Genomic DNA, 22,385 nt, shown 5'->3' with positions numbered 1-22,385 from the left:
TGAGGCTGGTATATTTATTTTCATCCCGCCGGAACCTTTTATCCATCAACAGGTTTGAACAATTATATAAAACATTATTTAAGGGTTGGTATGTCACAATCGTGTCATGAAAAGTTTTTGGCGCTGGGAATTTTTGTCAAAAGACACATATTTACATTATGACAGTAAGCACAATTGATACAGGTTATCTGGACGGCAAGCTCCTGGTTGCAATGCCCAGCATGGGAGATCCACGGTTTAAAAAGGCTGTGATTCTTCTTTGCGCCCATTCAGAATCAGGGGCGATGGGGATTCTTCTTAACCGTTCCCTGGATGCCCTGAGCTTCGATGATCTGCTCGAACAACTGGAAATACCGAAAACGGATAGCGCCAGCCAGATCAATATTCATTTTGGCGGCCCAGTCGATACGGAGCGGGGTTTCGTCGTTCATTCCACCGATCTTCTGTATGAAACCACCTTGGTCATCAGCGATGACATGGCGCTGACCGCGACTGTAGACATGCTGAAAACCATTGCTCAGGGGAGTGGTCCTGAAAGCAGGTTTCTGGCGCTTGGATATTCCGGTTGGGGTCCCGGTCAGTTGGAACAGGAAATTCAAGAAAATGGCTGGCTTGTCGTCGATCCGGATACAGAGATCGTCTTTGGCTCAGCGCTTGATACCAAGTGGGAAGTCGCTATCAACAAATTGGGCGTTGATCCTTCCCTCCTTTTCGGTGATATCGGTCACGCCTGATGTGATGCATCAGGGGGCGATTCTGTCGGTTCGCAGTAACGCATACAACGAGTGATCATGCCAGACACCATTGATACAGAGATATTCTCTCGCCAGCCCTTCTTTTGAAAACCCGACTTTTTCGAGCAGGCGGGAACTCGGAATATTCGATGGTAGGCAGGCCGCCTCAACTCGCCGCAGGCCAAACTCGCTGAACAGCAAGGGAATCAGACCGCAGAGCGCCTCAAACATATAGCCTTTTCGGGCATATCGCTTCCCTGTCCAGTAACCAAGCGTCCCGGTCTGAGCCACGCCACGACGTATGTTCCCCAGCGTGATGCCGCCGATAATATCTTCGCTCTCACGATCAACGAGGAAAAACGCCTGCCCCATATCATCTTTTACGTCCCTGGCATAACGCCGTAGCCGCGCCCGGAAGCTTGCCTTGGTAAGAGAGTCCATAGTCCAGACAGGCTCCCATGGAACAAGAAAGTCACGGCTCTCAGCACGCACTTCCGCCCATTTTTCCCAATCTGAAATCCGCGGCGGACGCAAGATAAGCCGCTCTGTGATGACTTTTGGGCCGCTTCCCATCAATGACAGTTTATCCAACATCACCGCGGCCTCCTTATCTCACCTTAGCTAAATCTTGCCGCGATCCTGTCAAACGGATCAAGCTTTTTCAGCGGGCCAAGCGCCGCGAGGCTTGGCGTAACGCCGAAAAACAAACGTCCCGCGAGGTTTTTCGCATCCTCAACCGTAACGGCATCAACTTTCTCAATGATTTCCGCAGCAGGCAGAACACGTCCATAAATGAGAACCTGCCGCGCATGCACTTCAGAACGCGACGCCGGACCTTCCATTCCCATCAGAAGAGACGCCTTCAACTGCGCCTTTGCCCGTTCTACCTCCGCCACTTCAATGTCATCGCTGGCACGAAACAGCTCATCACTCAGTACATGGCTTAACTCGCCAATGTGATCCTCACCTGTTCCCGCATAAACGGAGAAGGTTCCCGTATCGGCAAATGACGAGGAAAAACTGAAAACCGAATAACACAGCCCGCGGCGTTCCCGAATCTCCTGAAATAGCCGCGACGACATGCCCCCGCCCAACAGGCCGGACAGAATTTGTGCTGTATAGAAATCGTCGTCCGAATAGGAAAGCCCCGGCACCGACAGGGCATAATGAACTTGCTCCAGATCTCGCTCTTCCCGATACTCGCCGCCCTGATATACCGCCGGCTCCATCAGGGTTTCACCTTTTGTCGCCAATTCACCGAAGGCTCTCTCTGCCAGTCGCATCAGCGCCTCGTGATCGACCGCCCCGGACGCGCTCAAAACCATTTTCGGCGCCAGATAATGGCTTTTCATGTAATCCGCGATCATGGGACGATCAAATCCACGCACCTGCGCGACGGTCCCCAGAATAGAGCGGCCAATTGGCTGATCGGGATAGGAGGTTTCCTGCAAATGATCGAAAATAATGTCGTCCGGGGTATCATGCGTCTGCCCGATTTCCTGGACAATCACTTCTTTCTCACGTGCGATCTCGGTTTGATCAAAGCTGGAATGCTGCAGAATATCACCGAGGATGTCCACGGCAAGCGGCACATCATCCTTCAACACCCTCGCAAAATACGCAGTCTGATCGCGGCTGGTATAGGCATTGAGGTGACCGCCAACAGATTCGATCACCTCCGCAATTTGAAGGGCCGACCGCTTTGATGTTCCTTTAAACGCCATATGCTCCAACACATGGGAAATGCCATTTTCCGCCGCCGTCTCATGACGCGCGCCGGTATCAACCCACACTCCGACCGCCGAGGTTTCCAAACCCAACATTGGATCAGTGATAACCCGCAATCCATTCTTCAGCGTTGTGACTCTCGTGTCCATCAATGTTCTTTCTTCCTCAGGCCTCGCTCAGTATGCGGGCATGATCTTTAATAAATGATTTTACCGTGTCCACTTCGTTTGGCAAACTCACAAGTCTCTCTTCACGTCCAAACAGATCCGCCATATGTTTGGGGAGAGCAGGCCGTTCGCCCGTTGCTTTTTCCACCGCCTCTGGAAATTTCGCGGGATGTGCTGTAGATAGGGTAACCAGCGGCGTTTTCTCGTTTTTACGGCATTTTTCTCCGACAAAAAGACCGACCGCAGTATGAGGATCAACCAGTTTCGCGCTATGCGCCAGGGTTTCTCGGATGGTCGCAAAGGTGTCTTCTTCATCACATCGTCCGGCCGCGAAAATGCTCTCGTTCAGTCGGGACATATTGACCGAAAAGCCTCCGTCCTGGTCCAGCTTCTCCATCAGTTCAGCAACCTCGGCCCCGTCCCGTCCATAAAGGTCGGCAAGGAAACGCTCAAAATTACTAGAGACCTGAATGTCCATACTGGGACTGATGGTCGGATCAACACCAGATTTACGGTACTCGCCGCTGTTGAAAAACCGCGAGAGGATATCATTGCGATTGGTCGCCACGATGAGCTGTTCGACCGGCAGCCCCATCCTGCTTGCAGCATATCCGGCATAAACATCCCCAAAATTCCCGCTAGGAACAGAAAAGGACATCGGGCGTGCCGGGGCACCAAGGCTGACGCCCACGGTGAAGTAATAAACGATCTGCGCCATCACGCGTGCCCAGTTGATTGAGTTGACCGCCGAGACCGAGAGAGTATCGCGGAAGTCATGGTCATTGAACATCGCCTTGACCATGGCCTGACAATCGTCAAAATCACCTTCAACCGCGATATTATGAACATTTGCATCGGTCACGGTGGTCATTTGGCGCCGCTGCACCTCCGATACTCTGCCTTTCGGATGCAGGATAAAGATATCAATGGCCTCACGCCCGCGGCACGCCTCGATCGCGGCGGAACCTGTATCACCGGATGTCGCCCCTACGATCGTTACCCGTTTACCCACGCGCGCAAGAAGGTGATCATAGAGCAATCCGAGAAGCTGCAGAGCAACATCCTTGAAGGCTAGAGTCGGTCCGTGATACAGTTCCATCAGGAATTCATTACTGCCGATCTGGCTAACCGGTACGACCGCATCATGGGAAAAGCTGGAATAGGCTTTTCTTGTCATAGCCCGGAAGTCTTCCGGAGAAATGCTATCTCCCAGAAACGGCTGCAACAGGAAACCCGCAGCCTCCGCATAGGACATGCCGGCAAGGCTCCTGATATCCTCACGGGAAAACTGCGGCCAGCTTTCCGGCAGATAGAGACCGCCGTCCCGCGCAAGGCCAGCCAAGACGACTTCTTCAAAATTCAAAACAGGCGCTTTTCCGCGCGTGCTGATATAGCGCAACCTCATTCTCCCACATATGGATCAAATGGCGGGAGAGAGTAACCATATGCGTTGCGTTCGCGCAAGTCCGGATGTCTCTTCTATGGTAAGTAACGTTCCTTCAGATGTGCCTTGAAGGCATCCACGGTCAGGGGGGACCCCGTCGCCGACTGCAAAATGCTGTCCGTAGATTGAGAGCTGCCAAGTGCGTGGATATTCCGGCGCAGCCATCCAAGTAATTCGTTAAAGCTTCCGGCCCTAATCTTCGAGGAGAAATTGGGAATATCCGACTTTGCCGCCCGATAAATCTGCGCGGCTGCCATGGCGCCCAATGTATAGGTCGGAAAATAGCCAATCGCTCCACTCGGCCAGTGAATATCCTGAAGACAGCCAAGCCGGTCGTTTGGCGGCGTTATACCCAGCATTTTTCGCGTGCCACTGTTCCAGGCCGCCGGTAAATCTGTCACCTCCAAATCACCCGATAGAAGCGCCTTTTCAAGTGAATAGCGCAAGATGACATGCAGTGGATAAGTCACCTCATCGGCATCCACCCGGATAAATCCCGGTTCGACCGCCAGATATAACCGCTCCAGATTTTCCTGCTCCCAGGCGACACCGCTACCATTAAATGCGACCTTGACCCGCGGCAAGGCAAACGCGAGGAAATCAGGACCCCGGGAAAGCTGCATTTCAACGAGGAGCGACTGGCTTTCATGCAATGCCATTCCGCGCGCAGCGCCGACTGGCTGCGACCGCCATTTCTCAGGCAACCCCTGCTCATAGAGGGCGTGTCCTGTTTCATGGAGTGTCCCCATCAGGCTTTGGGTGAAATCATCTTCCTCGTAACGGGTTGTCAGCCGAACGTCATCCGGGATACCGCCGGTAAACGGATGGTGACTGATATCAAGCCGACCATGATTGAAATCAAAGCCGAGCGCTCTCATGAATTCCTGCCCTAGCTGCTTCTGAATGTCCTCGTCAAACGGACCTTTCGGTTTGACGACGGCAGGCGCACTTTTCTGCCGTTCCAGTACCGCCCCCAGGAAATCGGGCAAAAATCCCTCCAGATCCGCAAACAACGGATCGATCACGGAAGCTGAGCATCCGGGCTCATACTCATCCAGAAGGGCATCATAGGGCAAAAGAGAGAAAGCGGCTGATTTTGCTTCCGCGATGTGTTGCGTCAAACGAACCACTTCTGTCAACGAGGGAACCAGGCTGGCAAAGTCATTGTTCAGGCGCGCATCACGCCAAAGCATCTCACAGTGCGATGTTGCATGGGAATGTGCCTCAACCAGATCTGGCTCGACCGCCGTCGCATGCCGCCAGCGATTCCGCATTTCTGCCAAATTAGCTTTCTGCCAGACATCGAGCGCATGACTCCCGGCTTCGGCCTCGTCAAGCAGCTCTCCGATATTTTTCTGAGCGAGCATGTCATGGGATATCAGGCTTAAGGCCGCCAGCTGCTCTGCGCGGGCCTTACTCCCGCCCGCAGGCATTATCGTTGCGCTATCCCAATGCAGCATTGCCGTCGCACCGGAGATGGCGGAGAGGCGCGTAAAGACTTTCTCCAACCGGGAGTAAGCGGCTGACGTCTCAGACATCGGGATTTTGCGTCGCCTTGCCCCGTTTGAGGCCATACACAACGTAAATAACAATCATCGCCGCAGCCAGCCCGAGCCAGGTAAATGCATACTGAATATGATTATTCGGAAGGGAAATGCGGGTTTGTCCCCCAATCGGCAATCCGCCGGGAATGTCATTTACATCCAGTTCGACAAATACCGGGGCAGTTTCTATCCCGAGATGGTCTGCCATTGCGGTTAGCTCACCATAGAGCCAGACATTATCCTCCGCGTTGCTTTTCGGCAAGAACGACCATGATTTCCCCCAAGGCTTCCGGGCAACACCTGTAACCGTAGTCTCTCCCTCAATTAATCCTTCGGCACGTGTTTCCGGGGCTTTCTTGGATTCCGGCACCCAACCCCTGTTTACAAGGATGATATCCCCTTCCGCGCTTCGTTTAAATGGCGTGATGATATGGAACCCCGCGCGACCGGCTTCCGCATGCGCAAACAGATGAATTTCATGACTATGATCAAATTCCCCGGTCAGGCTGACCCTGCGGTAGTGCCATAGTTCAGGATCGATGTCGCCAGAGGGCAGAGCTTCCGGTGCGGCCGAAAGCTGAGTTTCGATCGTATCAAGGAGATCAACTTTCCAGCTGTAACGGTTGATCTGCCATACTGTCAGCGCGAGCAGGATCAGCACACAGGGAATGGTGATTAATGTCGGTAAAAGTCCGGGCGAAAAATTTTTCATCAGTTAATAACGCTCAATCTCGGAGCTGGCCTTATGCTTGAATTGCAAGGCAATCAAATACGCCTTGAAGGGCCGTAGAAGCCCAAGACTTAATATCAGAATTACCGGCAACCAGATTGTCAGTTGGACCCAATAGGGCGGATGATAAACCAGCTCTGTAGCGACCGCGAGGCCAGCAACAATAAATCCAACTATAAAGATGATAAATACCGCCGGTCCGTCACCGCTGTTTACGGCACTGAAATCCTGCCCGCAGTTATCGCAACTTTCTGCTACATCCAGAAAGCCAGAAAAGAGTTTCCCCTTTCCACATGCCGGGCATTTGCAGGTAAGCCCGGCGCGAAAAGGGGAAACTGACATGCCATAGGAATAGGGCATTTAGTTAGATCAGGTCCACTCCGGTCCTGCACCCCACCAGTAAACGGCGAAGAAAAGGAAGAGCCATACGACGTCAACGAAGTGCCAGTACCATGCAGCAGCCTCCAGACCAAAATGATGGGACGGCGTAAAATGACCTTTTGTCGCCCGAATCAGACAGACCAGCAGGAAAACCGTTCCGATAAAGACATGGGCACCATGGAACCCTGTCGCCATATAGAAGGTCGACGGATAAATCCCGTCCGAAAAGCCAAACGCGGCGTGAGAATATTCATATATCTGAACCGCGGTAAAGCAGGCGCCAAGGATAACGGTCAACAACAAACCCTGAACCAGTCCCTTGCGATCGTCATGCTGCAGTGCGTGATGGGCCCATGTCACAGTTGTCCCGGACAACAGCAGGATAACGGTATTCAACAGCGGAATATGCCACGGATTGAAGGTCATAATGCCTTCTGGCGGCCAAATTCCGCCGCCCACTTCACTCGGAAACAGGCCGGCATCAAAATAAGCCCAGAACCAGGCAACAAAAAACATCACTTCGGACGCAATGAACATGATCATGCCATATCGCAGGCCCAGCTGCACAACGGGCGTATGATGCCCCTCATGCTCGCCTTCCTTGACAACATCGCGCCACCAGACGAATGCCGAATAACAAAGAGCAATAAACCCGATTACGAAGACAGCGTAGCCTTTGTCATGCATCCACATGACAGCGCCAATAGCCGTGACAAATGCCGCAATTGATGAAAGTGCTGGCCAGGGCGACGGGTCGACCAAATGATAGTCATGTTGTTTGGCGTGAGAATCTGCCATTTCTAAACTCCTGCAAATCACCCGGAAAGACTCCGGACCTGAAAGTTACAAATTCACTCTATTGGTCAATTGACATCAACCGATTTCTTCTCGGCTTTTGCCGAAACTTCCGTTCCGTCATCATCTTCGCTGACGAAGAAGGTATAGGAAAGCGTTATAACCTTAACTTCTCTCGCGTTCGGATCGTTATCAATCTCGGGATCGACAAAGAAAGTAACCGGCATATCAACGCGCTCACCCGGCTGCAAAACCTGTTCCGTAAAGCAGAAGCAATCAATCTTGGTGAAATATTGACCTACCTTTTGCGGCGTCACATTAAAAGTAGCTGTTCCCTTAATCTTGCGGTCCGTCGGATTATAGGCTTCATAAAAAGCAAGACCGGTCTCTCCGACCTTCATGGTCATTTTATGTTCAACCGGTTTGAAGTCCCAAGGCATTTCCCGGCTAGTATTCGCATCAAACTCAATCGTCATTTCACGATCAAGGATCACATCCGGCGCAATCTCCGCCTGCTGCGTGGTGCCACCATAGCCCGTCACACGGCAGAAAAGGTCATACAGCGGCACTGAAGCGTATGACAGACCTACCATCCCGACCACCACGGATACCAAGATAGCCGCAAGACGCACCGATTTGTTACTCTGCTTTTTCATCAGGCTCCCGTTCCGCCGGACATTTTCACGACAGTGATCAGGTAAAATAAAACCACAAGCGCGACGAGCACTCCGCCGACCACCAGATTGCGGGTTCGCTGACGTTTCTGATGTTCATCATTACGCGTCATATCACATCACCGTCAGAACAAGATTTTCGCCAAGCAATGTGGCAAAAATCAAGAAAAGATAAAGCAAGGAAAAAGCAAACATCTGCTTCGCACTTTCCTCATCCTTCTTCCGCCACACCTTAAGCGACATCACCAGGAACAATCCGCTCAGAACCGCTGCAGCGGCACCATAGAAAACGCCGGCATATCCAAGGACATAGGGCATCACGGCGATAGGAAAAAGAAGAGCGCTATATAACACGATCTGCCGCCGCGTAACGTCGCGACCGGCAACGACCGGCAGCATCGGCACACCTGCTTTCGCATAGTCAATGTCACGCCAGAGGGACAGCGCCCAGAAATGCGGGGGCGTCCACATAAAAATGATCGCAAACAGAATGAGCGATTCCGCGCTTACATCACCGGTAACAGCCGCCCAGCCAATCATCGGTGGAAAAGCGCCTGCCGCACCGCCGATAACAATATTCTGCGGCGTCCGCCGCTTCAGCCACATGGTATATACGAAAACATAAAAGGCGATTGTAAGCGCCAGCAAAGCCGCCGCCACGTAATTTACAGCAAGCCCCATCAGCACGACAGAGGCGACGGAAAGAACGGTACCGAAGGCAAGAGCCTCATTCGCACTGACCCGTCCAGCCGGGATCGGCCGTTCCTGCGTCCGCTCCATGACAGCATCAATATCAGCATCAAACCACATGTTGATCGCCCCTGACGCACCGGCGCCAATGGCGATACACAGAAGGGCCGTAATGGCGAGGACAGGATGCAGAGTTCCAGGTGCGACAACAAGCCCGACCACACCCGTAAACACAACGAGCGACATCACGCGCGGTTTCAACAGCGCGAAATAATCACTGACCCGCGTCAGATCTGTATTGACGCGGGTCTCGATTGCTTCTTTTCCAAGGCTTGTGTCGGACAAGGATGTCTCCTCTGGCCTTTACTTGATAACCGGCAGTTCGTTGAACTGATGGAAAGGCGGCGGTGACGGCAATGTCCATTCCAGTGTCGTTGCACCTTCACCCCATGGGTTACCGGCAGCCTGCTCCTTGCGGACGAAGGCATGAATAACCGTGATCAGGAAGATCAGAACACCCACGGCCGATACATAGGATCCGTAGGAGGAAATGGCGTTGTAACCAGCGAACGCATCGGGATAGTCCGGAATACGACGCGGCATGCCCGCCAACCCGAGAAAATGCATCGGGAAAAAGATCATGTTCACGCCGATGAAGGTTACCCAGAAGTGCAGATGAGCTAGCTTCTCCGAATAGTTATAGCCCGTAATCTTGCCGAACCAGTAGTAGAAGCCCGCAAAAATCGCAAACACCGCACCCAGGCTTAGAACGTAATGAAAATGAGCCACCACATAGTAAGTGTCATGAAGCGCCACATCGAGGCCGGCATTGGCCAGCACGACGCCCGTAACACCGCCAACTGTGAAAAGGAAGATAAAGCCCAACGCCCAGACCATCGGCGCCTTGAACTCGATCGAACCGCCCCACATCGTGGCAATCCAGGAGAAAATCTTTACACCCGTCGGAACCGCGATCACCAATGTTGCCACGAGGAAATAAGCCCGCGTATCAACATTCATGCCGACCGTGTACATATGATGCGCCCAAACGACGAACCCGATACCACCGATCGCAACCATCGCATAGGCCATGCCCAGATAGCCGAAAACCGGCTTACGGCTGAAAGTTGCAACGATCTGGCTGATGATGCCAAAGCCCGGCAAAATCAGGATGTAAACTTCCGGATGGCCGAAAAACCAGAACAGATGCTGGAACAGGATGGGGTCGCCGCCGCCCTGCGGTGCAAAGAAGGTGGAACCAAAGTTCCGGTCCGTCAACAGCATTGTAATGCCCCCGGCCAGAACCGGCAGAGACAGCAGCAACAGGAACGCCGTCACCAGAACCGACCATACAAAGAGCGGCATCTTGTGCATGGTCATACCAGGCGCCCGCATGTTGAAGATGGTGGTGATAAAGTTGATGGCGCCGAGAATAGACGAGGCACCTGCGATATGGAGACTAAGGATCGCGAAATCGACAGCCATGCCAGGATGACCGATCGACGACGAGAGCGGCGGATACATGGTCCAGCCACCGCCAACACCATTCGCCCCGGCCGGGCCTTCAACGAAAATCGAGATCAGCAGTAGACCGAACGCAGGCGGCAACAACCAGAATGACACGTTGTTCATACGCGGAAACGCCATGTCCGGCGCCCCGATCATGAGCGGCACGATCCAGTTACCGAAGCCACCGATCATCGCGGGCATCACCATGAAGAAGATCATGATCAAGCCATGGCCTGTCACCAGAACATTGAAGAAATGAAAATTGCCGTTCAAAAGCTGATCACCGGGCATCTGAAGCTCAGCACGAATGAAAACAGACATTGAACCGCCGACAATACCGGCGATAATCGCAAAGATAAGATACATCGTTCCGATATCTTTGTGGTTGGTCGAATAGACCCACCGCTTCCAACCGGACGGGGTATGTTCGTCGTGAGCGGCTGCTGAACCGTAAGCCATAATCTCTTGCCTCTCTCTAGCCTGTTACTCTGCGTTTGCAGGGGTGACCTGCGCAAATTTTATTGCCGGCGTTTCGCCACTTGCGAATTCTTGTTTGGCCTCAACAAGCCACTTGTCGTAGTCTTCCTTGCTGACAGCCCGGATCATGATCGGCATAAAACCGTGGCGGGCTCCGCAAAGCTCGGAACACTGACCGTAATACATACCTTCTTTCTCGATCCGCATCCAAGTCTCATTCAGACGGCCCGGCACGGCATCCATTTTTACACCGAAAGCTGGCATAGCCCATGAATGAAGCACGTCTTCAGCCGTCACCAAAACACGGATATTTGTATCAATTGGCAGGACGATAGCATTATCTGTCGTCAGTAACCGCGGCTGTCCGGGCTTCAACTCATCCTCTTCAAGCATAATTGCTTCAAAGGCCAGGCCTTCTTCGTCCATATATTCATAGCCCCAGTACCACTGATACCCGATCGCTTTTAGCGTCATATCCGGTGTTTCAATCCTATCACCGTAATACAGCAGTTTCAGAGAAGGGATCATGATAACGATCAGGATCATGACCGGGACAACAGTCCAGATAATTTCGATAAACGTATTATGCGATGTTTTGGACGGAGTTGGATTGGCCCGCTTGTTGAAGCGGATAATCACGAAGATCAACAAGGCCAGAACGAAAAGCGAGATGGCGCTGATAATCCAGAGCAACAAGTCATGGAAGGAGTGCTGTTCAATCGCAACCGGCGAGAATGCCTCCTGAAATGTCGTCTGCCATGGCGCGGGTTGTCCCGGCTCTGCCGCTGCAACTCCCATCGTCAAAAAGCTGCCCGCAGTTGCGGCCATAAATGCGACAAGATTCTTAAACCTACCCATCATCAATTCCCGTCTGTGATCACGTGACTATTTAACTCGACCAGCTGTATGAGCCAGTATACGCTTACCCGGTCAAATTTTGGACAGTTTTTTGACTTATACTCACCTGATTGTAGCAAATCAAAATGCTTTCCGCCCAGTTGCGCCGGAAACTACACCACGGATAAGGCAGATAACAAGCCTAAGACTGCACATAATCGTCATTTTGAGCGAAATATTTTTATGTAGTTATACTCTTGCATCAAAATAAATACTTTTACTTCAATATGTTATAATCATAAATCCAAAATCAGGCGCAATTTGGGACAACAAACTTTTTGAGGGGAAATTGTGACAATTTGTCACACCAATTTGCGGCTTGAAGATTAAAGCTGATTAGAATCTTTCAAATCACTTTTTGCCCCCCCTCGACATTCGCGATCAAAAGACACATATTCATGCAAATAAAACCAGTAAAAGAGCGGACCGGAGCGCCTTTATGACCGACATATCAACAGCCGATGAGCTTTTCTTCCTGCCCACAGGTATGGATCGCGATGTGGTGGAGAAACAGGTTTCCGAGGCGTTAGTGGATGCCGATGATGGCGAGTTGTTCATGGAGTACCGACAGTCGGAAGGCTTCTCTTTCGATGATGGTCGGCTGAAAAGCGCCAGCTTTGATACGACTCAAGGGTTCGGTCTTCGCGCCGTCGTTGGCGAAGCGACGGGGTTTGCCCATGCATCGGACCTCAGCGAGCAGGCAATCCGCAATGCATCCAAGACCGTCCAGGCGGTACAGACCGGAAAAAGTGGTTCCATGGCGCTTCCGCCCGCGGGTTCAAATCAGTCGCTTTACCTGGATGACAATCCTTTGAGCGAAATTCCTTTCGATGCCAAGGTGAAGACATTGTCGGAAATTGACGCCTATGCCCGCGCAAAGGACAGCAAGGTTGTTCAGGTTTCCGTCTCTCTTGCCGGATCATGGCAGGGGATCGAGATCATCCGCGCTGGCGGTGAGCGGGCGGGAGATATTCGGCCACTCGTCCGGCTTAATGTCTCTGTTGTTGTCGAGAAGGATGGCAGACGGGAATCAGGTTCTCACGGCACAGGCGGCCGTACCGGATATGATTTTTATCTTCAGGAATCGACCTGGCAGGGCGCCGTCGATGAAGCCTATCGTCAGGCTATGGTCAATCTTGACTCAGTTGCCGCCCCGGCCGGAGAGATGGATGTGGTCCTTGGGCCAGGCTGGCCCGGCATCATTCTGCATGAAGCTGTCGGTCATGGTCTCGAAGGCGATTTCAACCGCAAAAAAACATCGGTTTTCTCCAACCTGATGGGTCAGCGGGTTGCCGCGCCTGGTGTAACCGTCGTGGATGATGGGACAATCGCCGATCGCCGTGGTTCTCTCAGTATCGATGATGAAGGTACCGCAAGCAGCTCAACGACACTGATTGAGGATGGCATTCTGGTCGGCTATATGCAGGACAGGCAGAATGCTCGTCTGATGGGAGTGGAGCCGACGGGAAATGGCCGACGCGAGAGTTATGCGCATATGCCGATGCCACGAATGACCAATACCTATATGCTGGGCGGTGACAAGGATCCGTCCGAAATCGTGAAATCGGTCAAAAAAGGGATATTCACAGCCAACTTCGGCGGCGGTCAGGTCGACATTACTTCTGGGAAATTTGTCTTCTCCTGCACGGAGGCCTACCTGATAGAAGACGGCAAGATTACAGCTCCTGTCAAAGGGGCGACACTGATCGGTACCGGAAGCGAAGCGCTCAAAAAAGTAACGGCGATCGGCAATGATATGGCACTCGATAGCGGGATCGGTACCTGCGGGAAAGCTGGACAAAGCGTTCCTGTCGGTGTCGGGCAACCAACGATGCTGATTGAAGGACTGACCGTTGGCGGCACGGCATAAAAAAGCCCTGCACCTGAGGCTTCCGGTCTTCGGCCTCTATATCGCCCTGTTCTCATTGGCACTGAATATATTTACGCCCCCTGCTCTGGCGGAGGCTGAAAACTGGCTGCCTCCAGGCAGTGCAACCGAAATGCTGGATAGCCCACCGCCGGAACTGATCAAGCCGGGCGCAGAAAAAGACCGGGAATGGCTTTACGGTCGTTTGTTGTTCCGCAGCCCCTCCCTGCTGGGTGAGAAAGCGGTCCGCATCGGATTGTCCTGCAACAGCTGCCATACCAATGGACATGTCAATACAAACTTCTACATCAATGGTCTCTCCGACCGGCCAGGGCGGATAGATGTGACAAATCGTTTCTGGCAGGCCGGTTTCGAAGACGGCATTGCCAACCCGCTTGATATTCCATCACTGCGCGGTTCAGCAGACAACACTTCTTTTGGGACAGTCAATATCTTCCCTGATCTACATGCCTTTACAAGTCATGTCATCACGACTGAATTTGCCGGTCCGGAGCCGGATGAGGAAACTATAAAGTCGTTGATATCATATATAAATTCTTTGGATATCAATGAGTTGGAAGAATCAGCAGCGATTGTAGAGACAAGTTCGGACATGTCCTACATTTCACTCCTGCAACGTCCATTGGAAAACAGAGACATGCCAGAGCTGAATATACTGATCGACCTGATCAGAAGTGACTATGGCAGACGTGCGAAACTGCCCGCGGCCCAAGCAGACACTCTTCACCTCATCGTATTAAATCTGCGGGAGTTGCGAGAAAAAGCCGCCAAAGATGACTACGAGGCGGCTTTCGCAATTTATCGGAAATTGAGCGGCGCTCAGTAAGCGTATTCGGTGAAGACTGGCTCGATATCCTCTTTCCATGCGCCGTGATATCGCGCCAGCATTTCCTCGGCCGGCGTCTGGCCGGATTTAACAATGGTTTTAAGCGCGTTCAGAAAATGACTTTCGTCTTCCCCGAAACTGTCGAGACTTTTACGTGCCTTCAAACCGTATGTCGCAATTTCCAGCACTTCCGAGGCCAGCACTTGCATGTCGCGACCATCCGGCATTTTCGTTTTGAGCGCCTGCGTGATGACGTCATTGCGAACTCGCTGGCGATCCTCCGCTGTCCAGCTCTTGACCAGATCCCAGGCATTATCCAGCGCCGTGTCATCGTATAACAGACCAACCCACAACGCCGGTAGCGCACACAGCCGTCGCCACGGCCCGCCATCTGCGCCGCGCATCTCGAGAAACCGCTTCATGCGGACTTCCGGAAACAGAGTTGTCAGGTGATTGTCCCAATCCGCGAGGTTCGGCTTTTCACCCGGAAGGCCTGGTAATTTTCCGTCGAGAAAATCCCGGAAAGACTGCCCGCTCACATCAAGATAAGTACCATCTCGATAGACGAAGTACATCGGCACATCCAAGGCATAGTCGACATATCTCTCGAAGGAAAAGCCGTCTTCGAACACAAACGGGATCATGCCCGTCCGATCCGGGTCCGTATCCGTCCAGATAAAGCTCCGGTGGCTGAGATGCCCATTCGGACGGCCTTCCGTAAAGGGGGAATTCGCGAAAAGCGCCGTAGCCAGCGGCTGCAATGCCAGACTGGTCCGGAACTTCTTGATCATGTCCGCTTCTGAGGCGTAATCGAGATTAACCTGAACGGTGCAGGAGCGGAACATCATATCCAGACCATGCTGCCCCCGCTTGGGCATGTAGCTTTTCATAATCTGATAGCGCCCCTTGGGCATGATCGGTGTTTCCTTGCGGGTCCATTTGGGACTGAACCCAAGCCCGAGGAAACCAACCCCCATTTCATCGCCCACCTCGCGCACCTGCGCCAGATGCGTATGCACCTCGCTGCATGTTTCGTGGAGATTTTCAACAGCGGCGCCGGACAGTTCCAGCTGGCCGCCGGGCTCAAGACTTATGGAACAGCCCTCTTTCGAAAGCGCAATGACATTATCGCCCTCAAAGTCCGGGTGCCAGCCAAAGCGCTGAAGCCCTTCCAGCATGGCCTTAATGCCCTTGGGACCCTCATATGTGAGCGGTTCATGCGTATCAAGCGTGAACCCGAATTTTTCATGCTCAGTGCCAATACGCCATTTATCGCGTGGTTTGCAGCCACTCGCCGCAAAGTCGACAAGTTGTGCCTTGTCGGCAATTTCGACGGCTTCGCCCTTGGAAGGTCCGGACATGTATTCCCCTAACATTTTATTTCGGCCGGGCAAAGCGCCCCAGGTCCGGCCTTTTGATTTGAATTAAAGAATTGCGAAGGCGGCTTCAAGCCTAAAGTTTCATTTTTGTCCAACGGTCACATTTTCGCTGCGGACACATATGCTCAGCCCCAATCTCCATGAAAGGCCTGAAGCAGGCTGAGGCTGGCGATAACCGCTGTTTCAGCGCGCAGTATCCGCGGTCCTAATGATATCGGGTATGTATTTGGCCGCGAGCTGATAAGGTCGATTTCTTCGTCGGAAAACCCCCCTTCCGGCCCCGTTATAATCCCCCATTTTTCAGTCTTTTCCAGACCCGAAAGCGTTTTAACCGCATTTTCTCCCGTCAATCTTTCGTTGCAGAAAATCAGGGTTCGTTCAGGATATACGGTACTCAATGCCTGTTCGAGCTTGATCAGGCCATGGACGATTGGAACGTTCAATCGCTCGCATTGTTCCGCTGCTTCCAACGCCTGTAACGCCAACTTGTCGGCGCGCAATCGCTCTGAATTGGTCCGGCTCGTCTGAATGGGTTGAAGGCTGGCAACGCCAAGTTCTGTTGCCTTCTGAATAATCATAGCCGTTTGAGCTTTCTTGACCGGAGCGAACAGAAGCTCGATATCTGGTTCGTCGATTTGTGGCCTAAGTTGTTCAGTGACATGGACAAGGCAGTGATTCTTGTGCACCTCCTGCAAATGCCCGAGCCACTCTCCGTCCCGTCCGTTGAACAGACCGATTTTATCCCCCTCCTCTCGTCGCATGACGGTCGCCACGTAATGCGACTGGTTTTTGTCGAGCACGACACCCAGGTCCTTGCCAAGATCACTGGGAACATACAGGCGGAGCGAATATTGCTTTGGTAACATTTGTCGGTAAACTCGTTGATCGGTGATATATAAATTATTGCGATTCATAGCAATTAATGCCATCCACGTCACCTTTGGAGCGACAGGAGCGATTTTAAAGATGTTACGACTAGATCGGATCATAGCCGATGCCAGTCAAAGAAACTGGGTTGACCGACACGCGCCGGAGGGGTGGCAGCCCTATATGAAACTGTCCCGGCTTGACAGGCCGATTGGAACCTGGCTCCTGCTGCTTCCCTGCCTTTGGTCAATTGCCCTTGCCGCCCCAAAGGGTGAAGGACCAGACTTCACATTATTCATACTTTTTGCGATTGGCGCCCTGGTGATGCGCGGCGCGGGCTGCACTCTCAATGATATTGCCGACAGGAATTTCGATGGAAGAGTGGAGCGCACAAAAAAGCGACCTATCCCCAGTGGTCAGGTTACGCTGTTTCAGGCCATCTTTTGGTTGGGCGTCCAATGCCTCATCGGCCTTCTGATACTGATTCAGTTTAACGTCTTCGCCATCCTGCTGGGAATTGCAAGTCTTGCGCTCGTCGCCATTTATCCATTCGCCAAGCGGTTCACATACTGGCCACAGTTTTTCCTTGGCCTCGCCTTCAACTACGGCGCTTTGCTGGGCTGGGCCGCCGTTCAGGGCAATCTCGGTGTTGCGCCGGTCATAATGTATTTTGGCGGCATCGCCTGGACCATCGGCTATGACACGATCTATGCCCATCAGGATAAAGAGGACGATGCACTGATCGGCGTAAAATCAACAGCACTGAAATTCGGCGAGACGACAAGATACTGGCTGATGGGGTTTTACACGGTAACGATTATATCGTTGCTGTTTGCAGGCGCTGTTGTCGGATTGAGTGTCCTGTTTTACCTCCTCATGTTCGGCGCAGCATTGCATTTGGTCTGGCAGATCAGGACACTCGACATAGATAATGGCAATCGGTGTCTGATGCTTTTCAAATCCAACAGGAACTTCGGCCTGATCGTTCTTATCGCAATTATACTTGGAAAACTCCCCCTTCCTTTATAGGAAACGCTTTTTCTTTACGCCGACGCGCAAACTCGGGCATAGTCGCGGCACCAACGCGTAATATCGGGACAGGAAAATGGCGTACGGATCACTTCGGGATTTCATCGGACAACTCGAAAAGAATAAAAAACTCGTCCGGGTGAGCGAGCCGGTTTCAACCTATCTGGAGATGACGGAAATCCAGACCCGGCTTCTCGCAGAAGGCGGCCCCGCCGTTCTGTTTGAAAATCCGGTCAACGAAGCGGGAGAACGAAGCAATACCCCGGTTCTGGTCAATCTGTTCGGCACGGTCGACCGGGTTGCCATGGGCATGAACCGCACACCGGATAAACTGCGCGAAGTAGGGGAAACGCTTGCTTTCTTGCGCCAGCCCGAGCCCCCGGAAGGCATTCGCGAGGCCATGGGGATGCTGCCGGTCCTCAAAACCGTTATGACCATGCGACCGAAAACCGTCAAAAAAGCCCCCTGTCAGGAAGTTGTCCTGACTGGCGATGAAATCGATCTTGACGCCTTACCCATTCAGACCTGCTGGCCGGGTGAGCCTGCCCCCTTGATCACCTGGCCCCTGGTCGTGACGAAGGGCCCAGGCAGCGGCAAGACGGATGACTTTAATCTTGGCATTTACCGCATGCAGAAGCTGTCCCGGAACAGGACCCTGATGCGCTGGCTGAAACATCGTGGCGGCGCGCAACATCATGCACGCTGGGGCAAGGAAAAAAGCGAACCGCTTCCCGTGGCCGTCGTGATTGGTGCCGACCCGGGAACAATTCTGGCCGCGGTTACACCGATCCCGGACACTCTTTCAGAATATCAGTTTGCCGGATTGCTGAAGGGTGAGAAGGTGGAGCTGGTCGATTGCAAGACGGTGCCCCTTAAAGTGCCCGCGACCGCCGAAATTATCCTGGAGGGGCATGTTTCTCTTGATGAATACGGGGATGAAGGGCCGTATGGGGATCATACCGGATACTATAATTCCGTTGAAAGCTTTCCTGTCTTCACATTGTCCGCAATTACCATGCGGAAAGATCCCATCTATCTATCCACTTTCACCGGTCGGCCACCGGATGAGCCCAGCGTCCTTGGCGAAGCCCTGAACGAACTTTTCATCCCTTTGATCCAGCAACAATTTCCGGAAATCACGGATTTCTGGCTCCCGCCGGAAGGATGCAGTTACCGGATAGCCGTCATCTCCATGAAAAAAGCCTATGCGGGTCACGCCAAGCGGGTCATGATGGGAGCCTGGTCATACCTTCGACAGTTCATGTATACGAAGTTCCTGATCATTGTTGATGATGATATTGATGCGCGCGACTGGAAAGACGTGATGTGGGCGGTTTCAACCCGCATGGATCCCGTGCGCGACATTACCACGATTGAAAATACACCCATTGACTATCTGGACTTTGCCTCGCCGCAATCGGGCCTTGGCGGTAAGATCGGGCTCGACGCGACGAACAAAGTGCCACCGGAAACAAACCGCGAATGGGGTCAGGAAATTCGTATGGATGACGCGGTCATTGAAAAAGTCAACGATCTCTGGGAATCTCTCGGCCTGCCCGGCACCGGCAAGCCGATCTGGAAATAACCTGTTATAAGAACCGTTTGAAAGACGGCTTCGGAAAGTCCTCAATGACACTGATCAGTGACCCGTATTTTTATCTGCTCGCCATTCCTGTCTGCCTGCTGATCGGTATCTCGAAAGGTGGCTTTGCGGGCTCACTTGGTATTTTGAGTGTCCCGCTCCTCTCTCTCCTGATTTCGCCGGTACAGGCCGCCGCGATAGTATTACCAATTCTCTGCGTCATGGATATCTTTGGTTTGATTGCCTATCGGCGCACCGCTGACTGGCGAAACCTTGGATACCTATTGCCAGGCGCCCTGTTGGGAATACTGATAGGCTATCTTCTCTTCAATTACCTGAGCGCGGAATTCATCAAAGTTCTTCTGGGTGTAATCTGCGTTATTTTTACGCTCAATCATTATATTCGAAAAAGTCCCGCAGATCATGCGGCGAAGGCGAACCTCACGCGTGGATCCTTCTGGGGCACGATCGCAGGCTTTACAAGCTTCGTCGCGCACGCTGGCGGACCCCCGGTTCAATTTTACATGTTGCCTCAGAAAATCAACAAGACCCTGTATGTTGGGACCTCTGTCTGGTTTTTCTTCGTCATTAATTATGTAAAGCTCATTCCCTATGGCATGCTCGGCCAGTTCTCGATACAAAATATCGGAACTTCCCTCGTCCTGTTACCGCTTGCGCCAATCGGTATCTGGCTTGGCGTCAAAGCGCACAAGCTGATCTCGGAAGGCGTATTCTATCGCATAGCCTACATCCTCCTCCTTACTGTTGGCGGGAAACTGCTTTGGGATGGTTTGTCGGGAATGAATCTGCTTTTCTGATTCCCTTTTCGCTCTTCCATCCCTATGTATGGAGAGTTGTTAAATTTCAGTCTGGGTTTTCATGTCAGAACAAACTATCGATGCACAAAATTCCCTGAATATCCTCGATGACCTGATTGCCATCGCCCTTCGCAAAGGCGCGGAGGCGGCTGATGCGGTCCGCATCCAGGGAACCTCAATCAGTGTGTCCGTCCGGCAAGGGGAAACGGAGGAGATAGAACGATCCGAGGCTCATGATCTCGGCCTTCGTGTCCTGATCGGCAAACAGCAGGCCTTTGTTTCCTCCAACGATGCCAAACCGGAAGTTCTGGAAGAACTAGTGGATCGGGCTCTGGCAATGGCGCAAAACATGCCGGAAGAAAAATTCTGCGGCCTTGCGGACCCGGTCGATCTCGCAACTGAATTTGCGAACCTTGATCTTTATGACAAGACCACCCTGTCGCCAGAAGATCTTACTCGGATTGCCAAGACGACGGAACAGGCGGCCTTGGAAGTTGACGGCGTTACTAATTCGGAAGGAGGTGGGGCCTCCTCAGGCCGCGCATCTATTGCCCTCGTCACCTCCGATGGCTTCAAGGGCGCTTACAGCTCCAGCAGTTTCTCCATCAGCGCCTCCGTCATTGCGGGAGAAGGCCAACGGATGGAACGAGATTATGACTATGACAGCCACCATCACTTCTCTGACCTTCGCTCACCAGAAGAGATAGGCCGAAAGGCGGGTGAGCGGGCCGTAAAACTCCTCAATCCTCGCAAAATGCCGAGCGGGCAGGTTCCGGTCGTCTTCAGCAACCGTGTGTCGGCCAGCATTCTCGGGCATTTTTCCGGGGCAATCTCCGGCGCGGCGATCGCGCGGGGAACCAGCTTTCTGAAAGATCGGATGGGAGAACAGGTATTTCCGAATAACATCCGGATCATCGATGATCCGCACAGGCCCCGCGGGGCCGCCTCCAAACCGTTCGATGGCGAAGGGGTGGTAAATAATCAGCTTGATCTGGTTGAGGACGGCAAATTGCAATCATGGATTCTCAATACATCCTCTGCGAAGCAGCTTGGCCTTAGAACGAACGGTCGGGCAACCCGTGGTACTGCGTCACCACCGGGTTCAGGAACGACAAATCTTTATATGGAAGCAGGCAATCTCCCTCTTGAAGGATTGATCAGTGATATCAGGTCAGGCCTTTATATCACCAGCCTGATCGGCTTTGGTGTCAATGCCATCACAGGTGATTACAGTCGCGGAGCTTCCGGATTCTGGATTGAAAATGGCGAGATAGCCTTCCCGGTATCCGAACTGACAATCGCCGGAAATCTGAACGACATGTTCCTGAAGCTGACACCAGCAAATGATCTGGAATTCCGTCAGGGAACGAACGCGCCCAGCCTGCGGATTGATGGGATGATGGTCGCCGGCACATGACACAACGCTTTGTCAAAGATCATGCGTTACTCACCAACGCGATGAAAGAGGCCGGTGATATCGCCCGGCGATATTTCAAAAGCACGCTGAAAAGCTGGGAAAAGAAACCCGGCGATCCGGTCAGTGAAGCAGATCTCGCTCTGGATACACATTTCAAGAACAGACTCCTAACGGCGCGGCCCGATTATGGCTGGCTGTCCGAAGAAACAGCCGACAATGCCGCCCGGCTTCATAAATCGCGAGTATGGATCATTGATCCGATCGACGGCACCCGTTCTTTCATTGCCGGGAAGCCCGAATTCACCATTTGTGCGGCCCTTGTGGAGGATGGGAAACCAGTACTCGGCATTGTCTATAATCCGATACTTGAAGAATATTATGAAGCCGTCGTTGGTGGCGGCGCAAAACTCAACGGAGAAGCGATCACCTGCTCCCGAAAGGCGGATCTTTCCGATGCAAAACTTATCGCCAGCCGGAAATCATTCGAATGGCATGGCTGGCTGGATGATGTGAAGAATGCAACTTTCAGCCATGTTAACTCAATTGCCTACCGCATTGTAAAAGTCGCATCCCGCCACGCGGATGCTTCCCTATCGCTTACCCAAAAGAGTGATTGGGATATAGCCGCCGCAGATATTATTCTGTCAGAAGCTGGTGGCGTCACGACCACCACCCTAGGCGAGCGATTGGTCTACAACAGAAAATCCGTCAATCAACGGAATGTCATCTCTTGTGGAAAGTCTATCCACCCGGAGCTGATGAAAATGCTGGAAACATTCGGCACCGCCAAATCCAAATAAAAATCGGCA

At 52.6% G+C, this 22,385-nt stretch carries 21 protein-coding genes; 8 read left to right on the top strand and 13 right to left on the bottom strand.

Annotation, left to right across the window (positions count from 1 at the left end; translation table 11 throughout):
- The first annotated feature begins 158 nt into the window (after positions 1–158).
- Positions 159–734 (top strand): YqgE/AlgH family protein, encoded by a 576-nt coding sequence (locus AAC599_RS12810; protein ID WP_340150798.1) that lies wholly within the window; start codon positions 159–161, stop codon positions 732–734.
- 9 nt (positions 735–743) lie between these two features.
- On the opposite strand, the gene AAC599_RS12805 is transcribed toward AAC599_RS12810, so the two are convergent.
- The 11 genes from AAC599_RS12805 to coxB form a co-directional block, all read right to left on the bottom strand.
- Entirely contained in the window at positions 744–1,328 is a 585-nt protein-coding gene (locus AAC599_RS12805; RefSeq protein ID WP_340150797.1) for a GNAT family protein, read from the bottom strand.
- 23 nt (positions 1,329–1,351) lie between these two features.
- Entirely contained in the window at positions 1,352–2,611 is a 1,260-nt protein-coding gene (locus AAC599_RS12800) for a pitrilysin family protein (RefSeq protein ID WP_340151008.1), read from the bottom strand.
- Positions 2,612–2,627: 16 nt separating this feature from the next.
- Entirely contained in the window at positions 2,628–4,028 is a 1,401-nt protein-coding gene (gene thrC / locus AAC599_RS12795; protein ID WP_340150796.1) for a threonine synthase, read from the bottom strand.
- Between the two features lie 80 nt (positions 4,029–4,108).
- On the bottom strand, positions 4,109–5,611 hold the full coding sequence (locus AAC599_RS12790) for a carboxypeptidase M32 (protein WP_340150795.1): 1,503 nt from the start codon (positions 5,609–5,611) through the stop codon (positions 4,109–4,111).
- Entirely contained in the window at positions 5,604–6,329 is a 726-nt protein-coding gene (locus AAC599_RS12785) for an SURF1 family protein (protein ID WP_340150794.1), read from the bottom strand. The genes AAC599_RS12790 and AAC599_RS12785 overlap by 8 nt, the downstream gene beginning before the upstream one ends.
- Before the next feature lie 387 nt (positions 6,330–6,716).
- The gene (locus AAC599_RS12780; RefSeq protein WP_340150793.1) at positions 6,717–7,526 is read right to left on the bottom strand and encodes a cytochrome c oxidase subunit 3; all 810 of its coding nucleotides are present in this window, start codon (positions 7,524–7,526) and stop codon (positions 6,717–6,719) included.
- Positions 7,527–7,591: 65 nt separating this feature from the next.
- The gene (locus tag AAC599_RS12775; RefSeq protein ID WP_340150792.1) at positions 7,592–8,179 is read right to left on the bottom strand and encodes a cytochrome c oxidase assembly protein; all 588 of its coding nucleotides are present in this window, start codon (positions 8,177–8,179) and stop codon (positions 7,592–7,594) included.
- On the bottom strand, positions 8,179–8,310 hold the full coding sequence (locus AAC599_RS12770; RefSeq protein WP_340150791.1) for a hypothetical protein: 132 nt from the start codon (positions 8,308–8,310) through the stop codon (positions 8,179–8,181). The genes AAC599_RS12775 and AAC599_RS12770 overlap by 1 nt, the downstream gene beginning before the upstream one ends.
- A gap of 1 nt (position 8,311) precedes the next feature.
- On the bottom strand, positions 8,312–9,232 hold the full coding sequence (cyoE, locus tag AAC599_RS12765) for a heme o synthase (protein ID WP_340150790.1): 921 nt from the start codon (positions 9,230–9,232) through the stop codon (positions 8,312–8,314).
- Positions 9,233–9,250: 18 nt separating this feature from the next.
- Entirely contained in the window at positions 9,251–10,855 is a 1,605-nt protein-coding gene (gene ctaD / locus AAC599_RS12760; RefSeq protein ID WP_340150789.1) for a cytochrome c oxidase subunit I, read from the bottom strand.
- Positions 10,856–10,879: 24 nt separating this feature from the next.
- Positions 10,880–11,731 (bottom strand): cytochrome c oxidase subunit II, encoded by an 852-nt coding sequence (gene coxB, locus AAC599_RS12755; RefSeq protein ID WP_340150788.1) that lies wholly within the window; start codon positions 11,729–11,731, stop codon positions 10,880–10,882.
- 478 nt (positions 11,732–12,209) lie between these two features.
- Here coxB and tldD point away from each other — a divergent pair, with 478 nt between their 5' ends.
- Both tldD and AAC599_RS12745 read left to right on the top strand, forming a co-directional pair.
- On the top strand, positions 12,210–13,640 hold the full coding sequence (tldD, locus tag AAC599_RS12750; protein ID WP_340150787.1) for a metalloprotease TldD: 1,431 nt from the start codon (positions 12,210–12,212) through the stop codon (positions 13,638–13,640).
- Positions 13,624–14,484 (top strand): hypothetical protein, encoded by an 861-nt coding sequence (locus AAC599_RS12745; protein WP_340150786.1) that lies wholly within the window; start codon positions 13,624–13,626, stop codon positions 14,482–14,484. The genes tldD and AAC599_RS12745 overlap by 17 nt, the downstream gene beginning before the upstream one ends.
- On the opposite strand, the gene AAC599_RS12740 is transcribed toward AAC599_RS12745, so the two are convergent.
- Positions 14,478–15,845 carry a glutamate--cysteine ligase gene (locus tag AAC599_RS12740; RefSeq protein WP_340150785.1) on the bottom strand — a complete coding sequence of 456 codons (1,368 nt, stop codon included), beginning with the start codon at positions 15,843–15,845 and terminating at the stop codon, positions 14,478–14,480. The two genes, AAC599_RS12745 and AAC599_RS12740, sit on opposite strands and share 7 nt — an antisense overlap.
- 143 nt (positions 15,846–15,988) lie before the next feature.
- Positions 15,989–16,729, bottom strand: a complete 741-nt coding sequence (locus AAC599_RS12735; protein WP_340150784.1) for a 16S rRNA (uracil(1498)-N(3))-methyltransferase — start codon at positions 16,727–16,729, stop codon at positions 15,989–15,991.
- Positions 16,730–16,829: 100 nt separating this feature from the next.
- Between AAC599_RS12735 and ubiA the strand changes: the two genes are divergently transcribed.
- The 5 genes from ubiA to AAC599_RS12710 all read left to right on the top strand — a co-directional run bounded on the left by ubiA (position 16,830) and on the right by AAC599_RS12710 (position 22,376).
- Positions 16,830–17,759, top strand: coding sequence for a 4-hydroxybenzoate octaprenyltransferase (gene ubiA, locus AAC599_RS12730; protein ID WP_340150783.1), 930 nt, complete (start codon positions 16,830–16,832; stop codon positions 17,757–17,759).
- Positions 17,760–17,835: 76 nt separating this feature from the next.
- On the top strand, positions 17,836–19,344 hold the full coding sequence (locus AAC599_RS12725) for a UbiD family decarboxylase (protein WP_340150782.1): 1,509 nt from the start codon (positions 17,836–17,838) through the stop codon (positions 19,342–19,344).
- A 44-nt stretch (positions 19,345–19,388) separates the two neighbouring features.
- Positions 19,389–20,159: a sulfite exporter TauE/SafE family protein gene (locus tag AAC599_RS12720; RefSeq protein WP_340150781.1), complete on the top strand. Its 771-nt coding sequence runs from the start codon at positions 19,389–19,391 to the stop codon at positions 20,157–20,159.
- A 61-nt stretch (positions 20,160–20,220) separates the two neighbouring features.
- Positions 20,221–21,576: a TldD/PmbA family protein gene (locus AAC599_RS12715; RefSeq protein ID WP_340150780.1), complete on the top strand. Its 1,356-nt coding sequence runs from the start codon at positions 20,221–20,223 to the stop codon at positions 21,574–21,576.
- Entirely contained in the window at positions 21,573–22,376 is an 804-nt protein-coding gene (locus tag AAC599_RS12710; protein ID WP_340150779.1) for a 3'(2'),5'-bisphosphate nucleotidase CysQ, read from the top strand. The genes AAC599_RS12715 and AAC599_RS12710 overlap by 4 nt, the downstream gene beginning before the upstream one ends.
- The last annotated feature ends 9 nt before the right edge of the window (positions 22,377–22,385 follow it).

The organism is uncultured Sneathiella sp., from assembly GCF_963976355.1.
In the GTDB taxonomy this organism is placed as follows: Bacteria; Pseudomonadota; Alphaproteobacteria; order Sneathiellales; family Sneathiellaceae; genus Sneathiella.
Note: the sequence above shows the minus strand (reverse complement) of the source record. Positions and strands in the feature narration are given on the sequence as shown.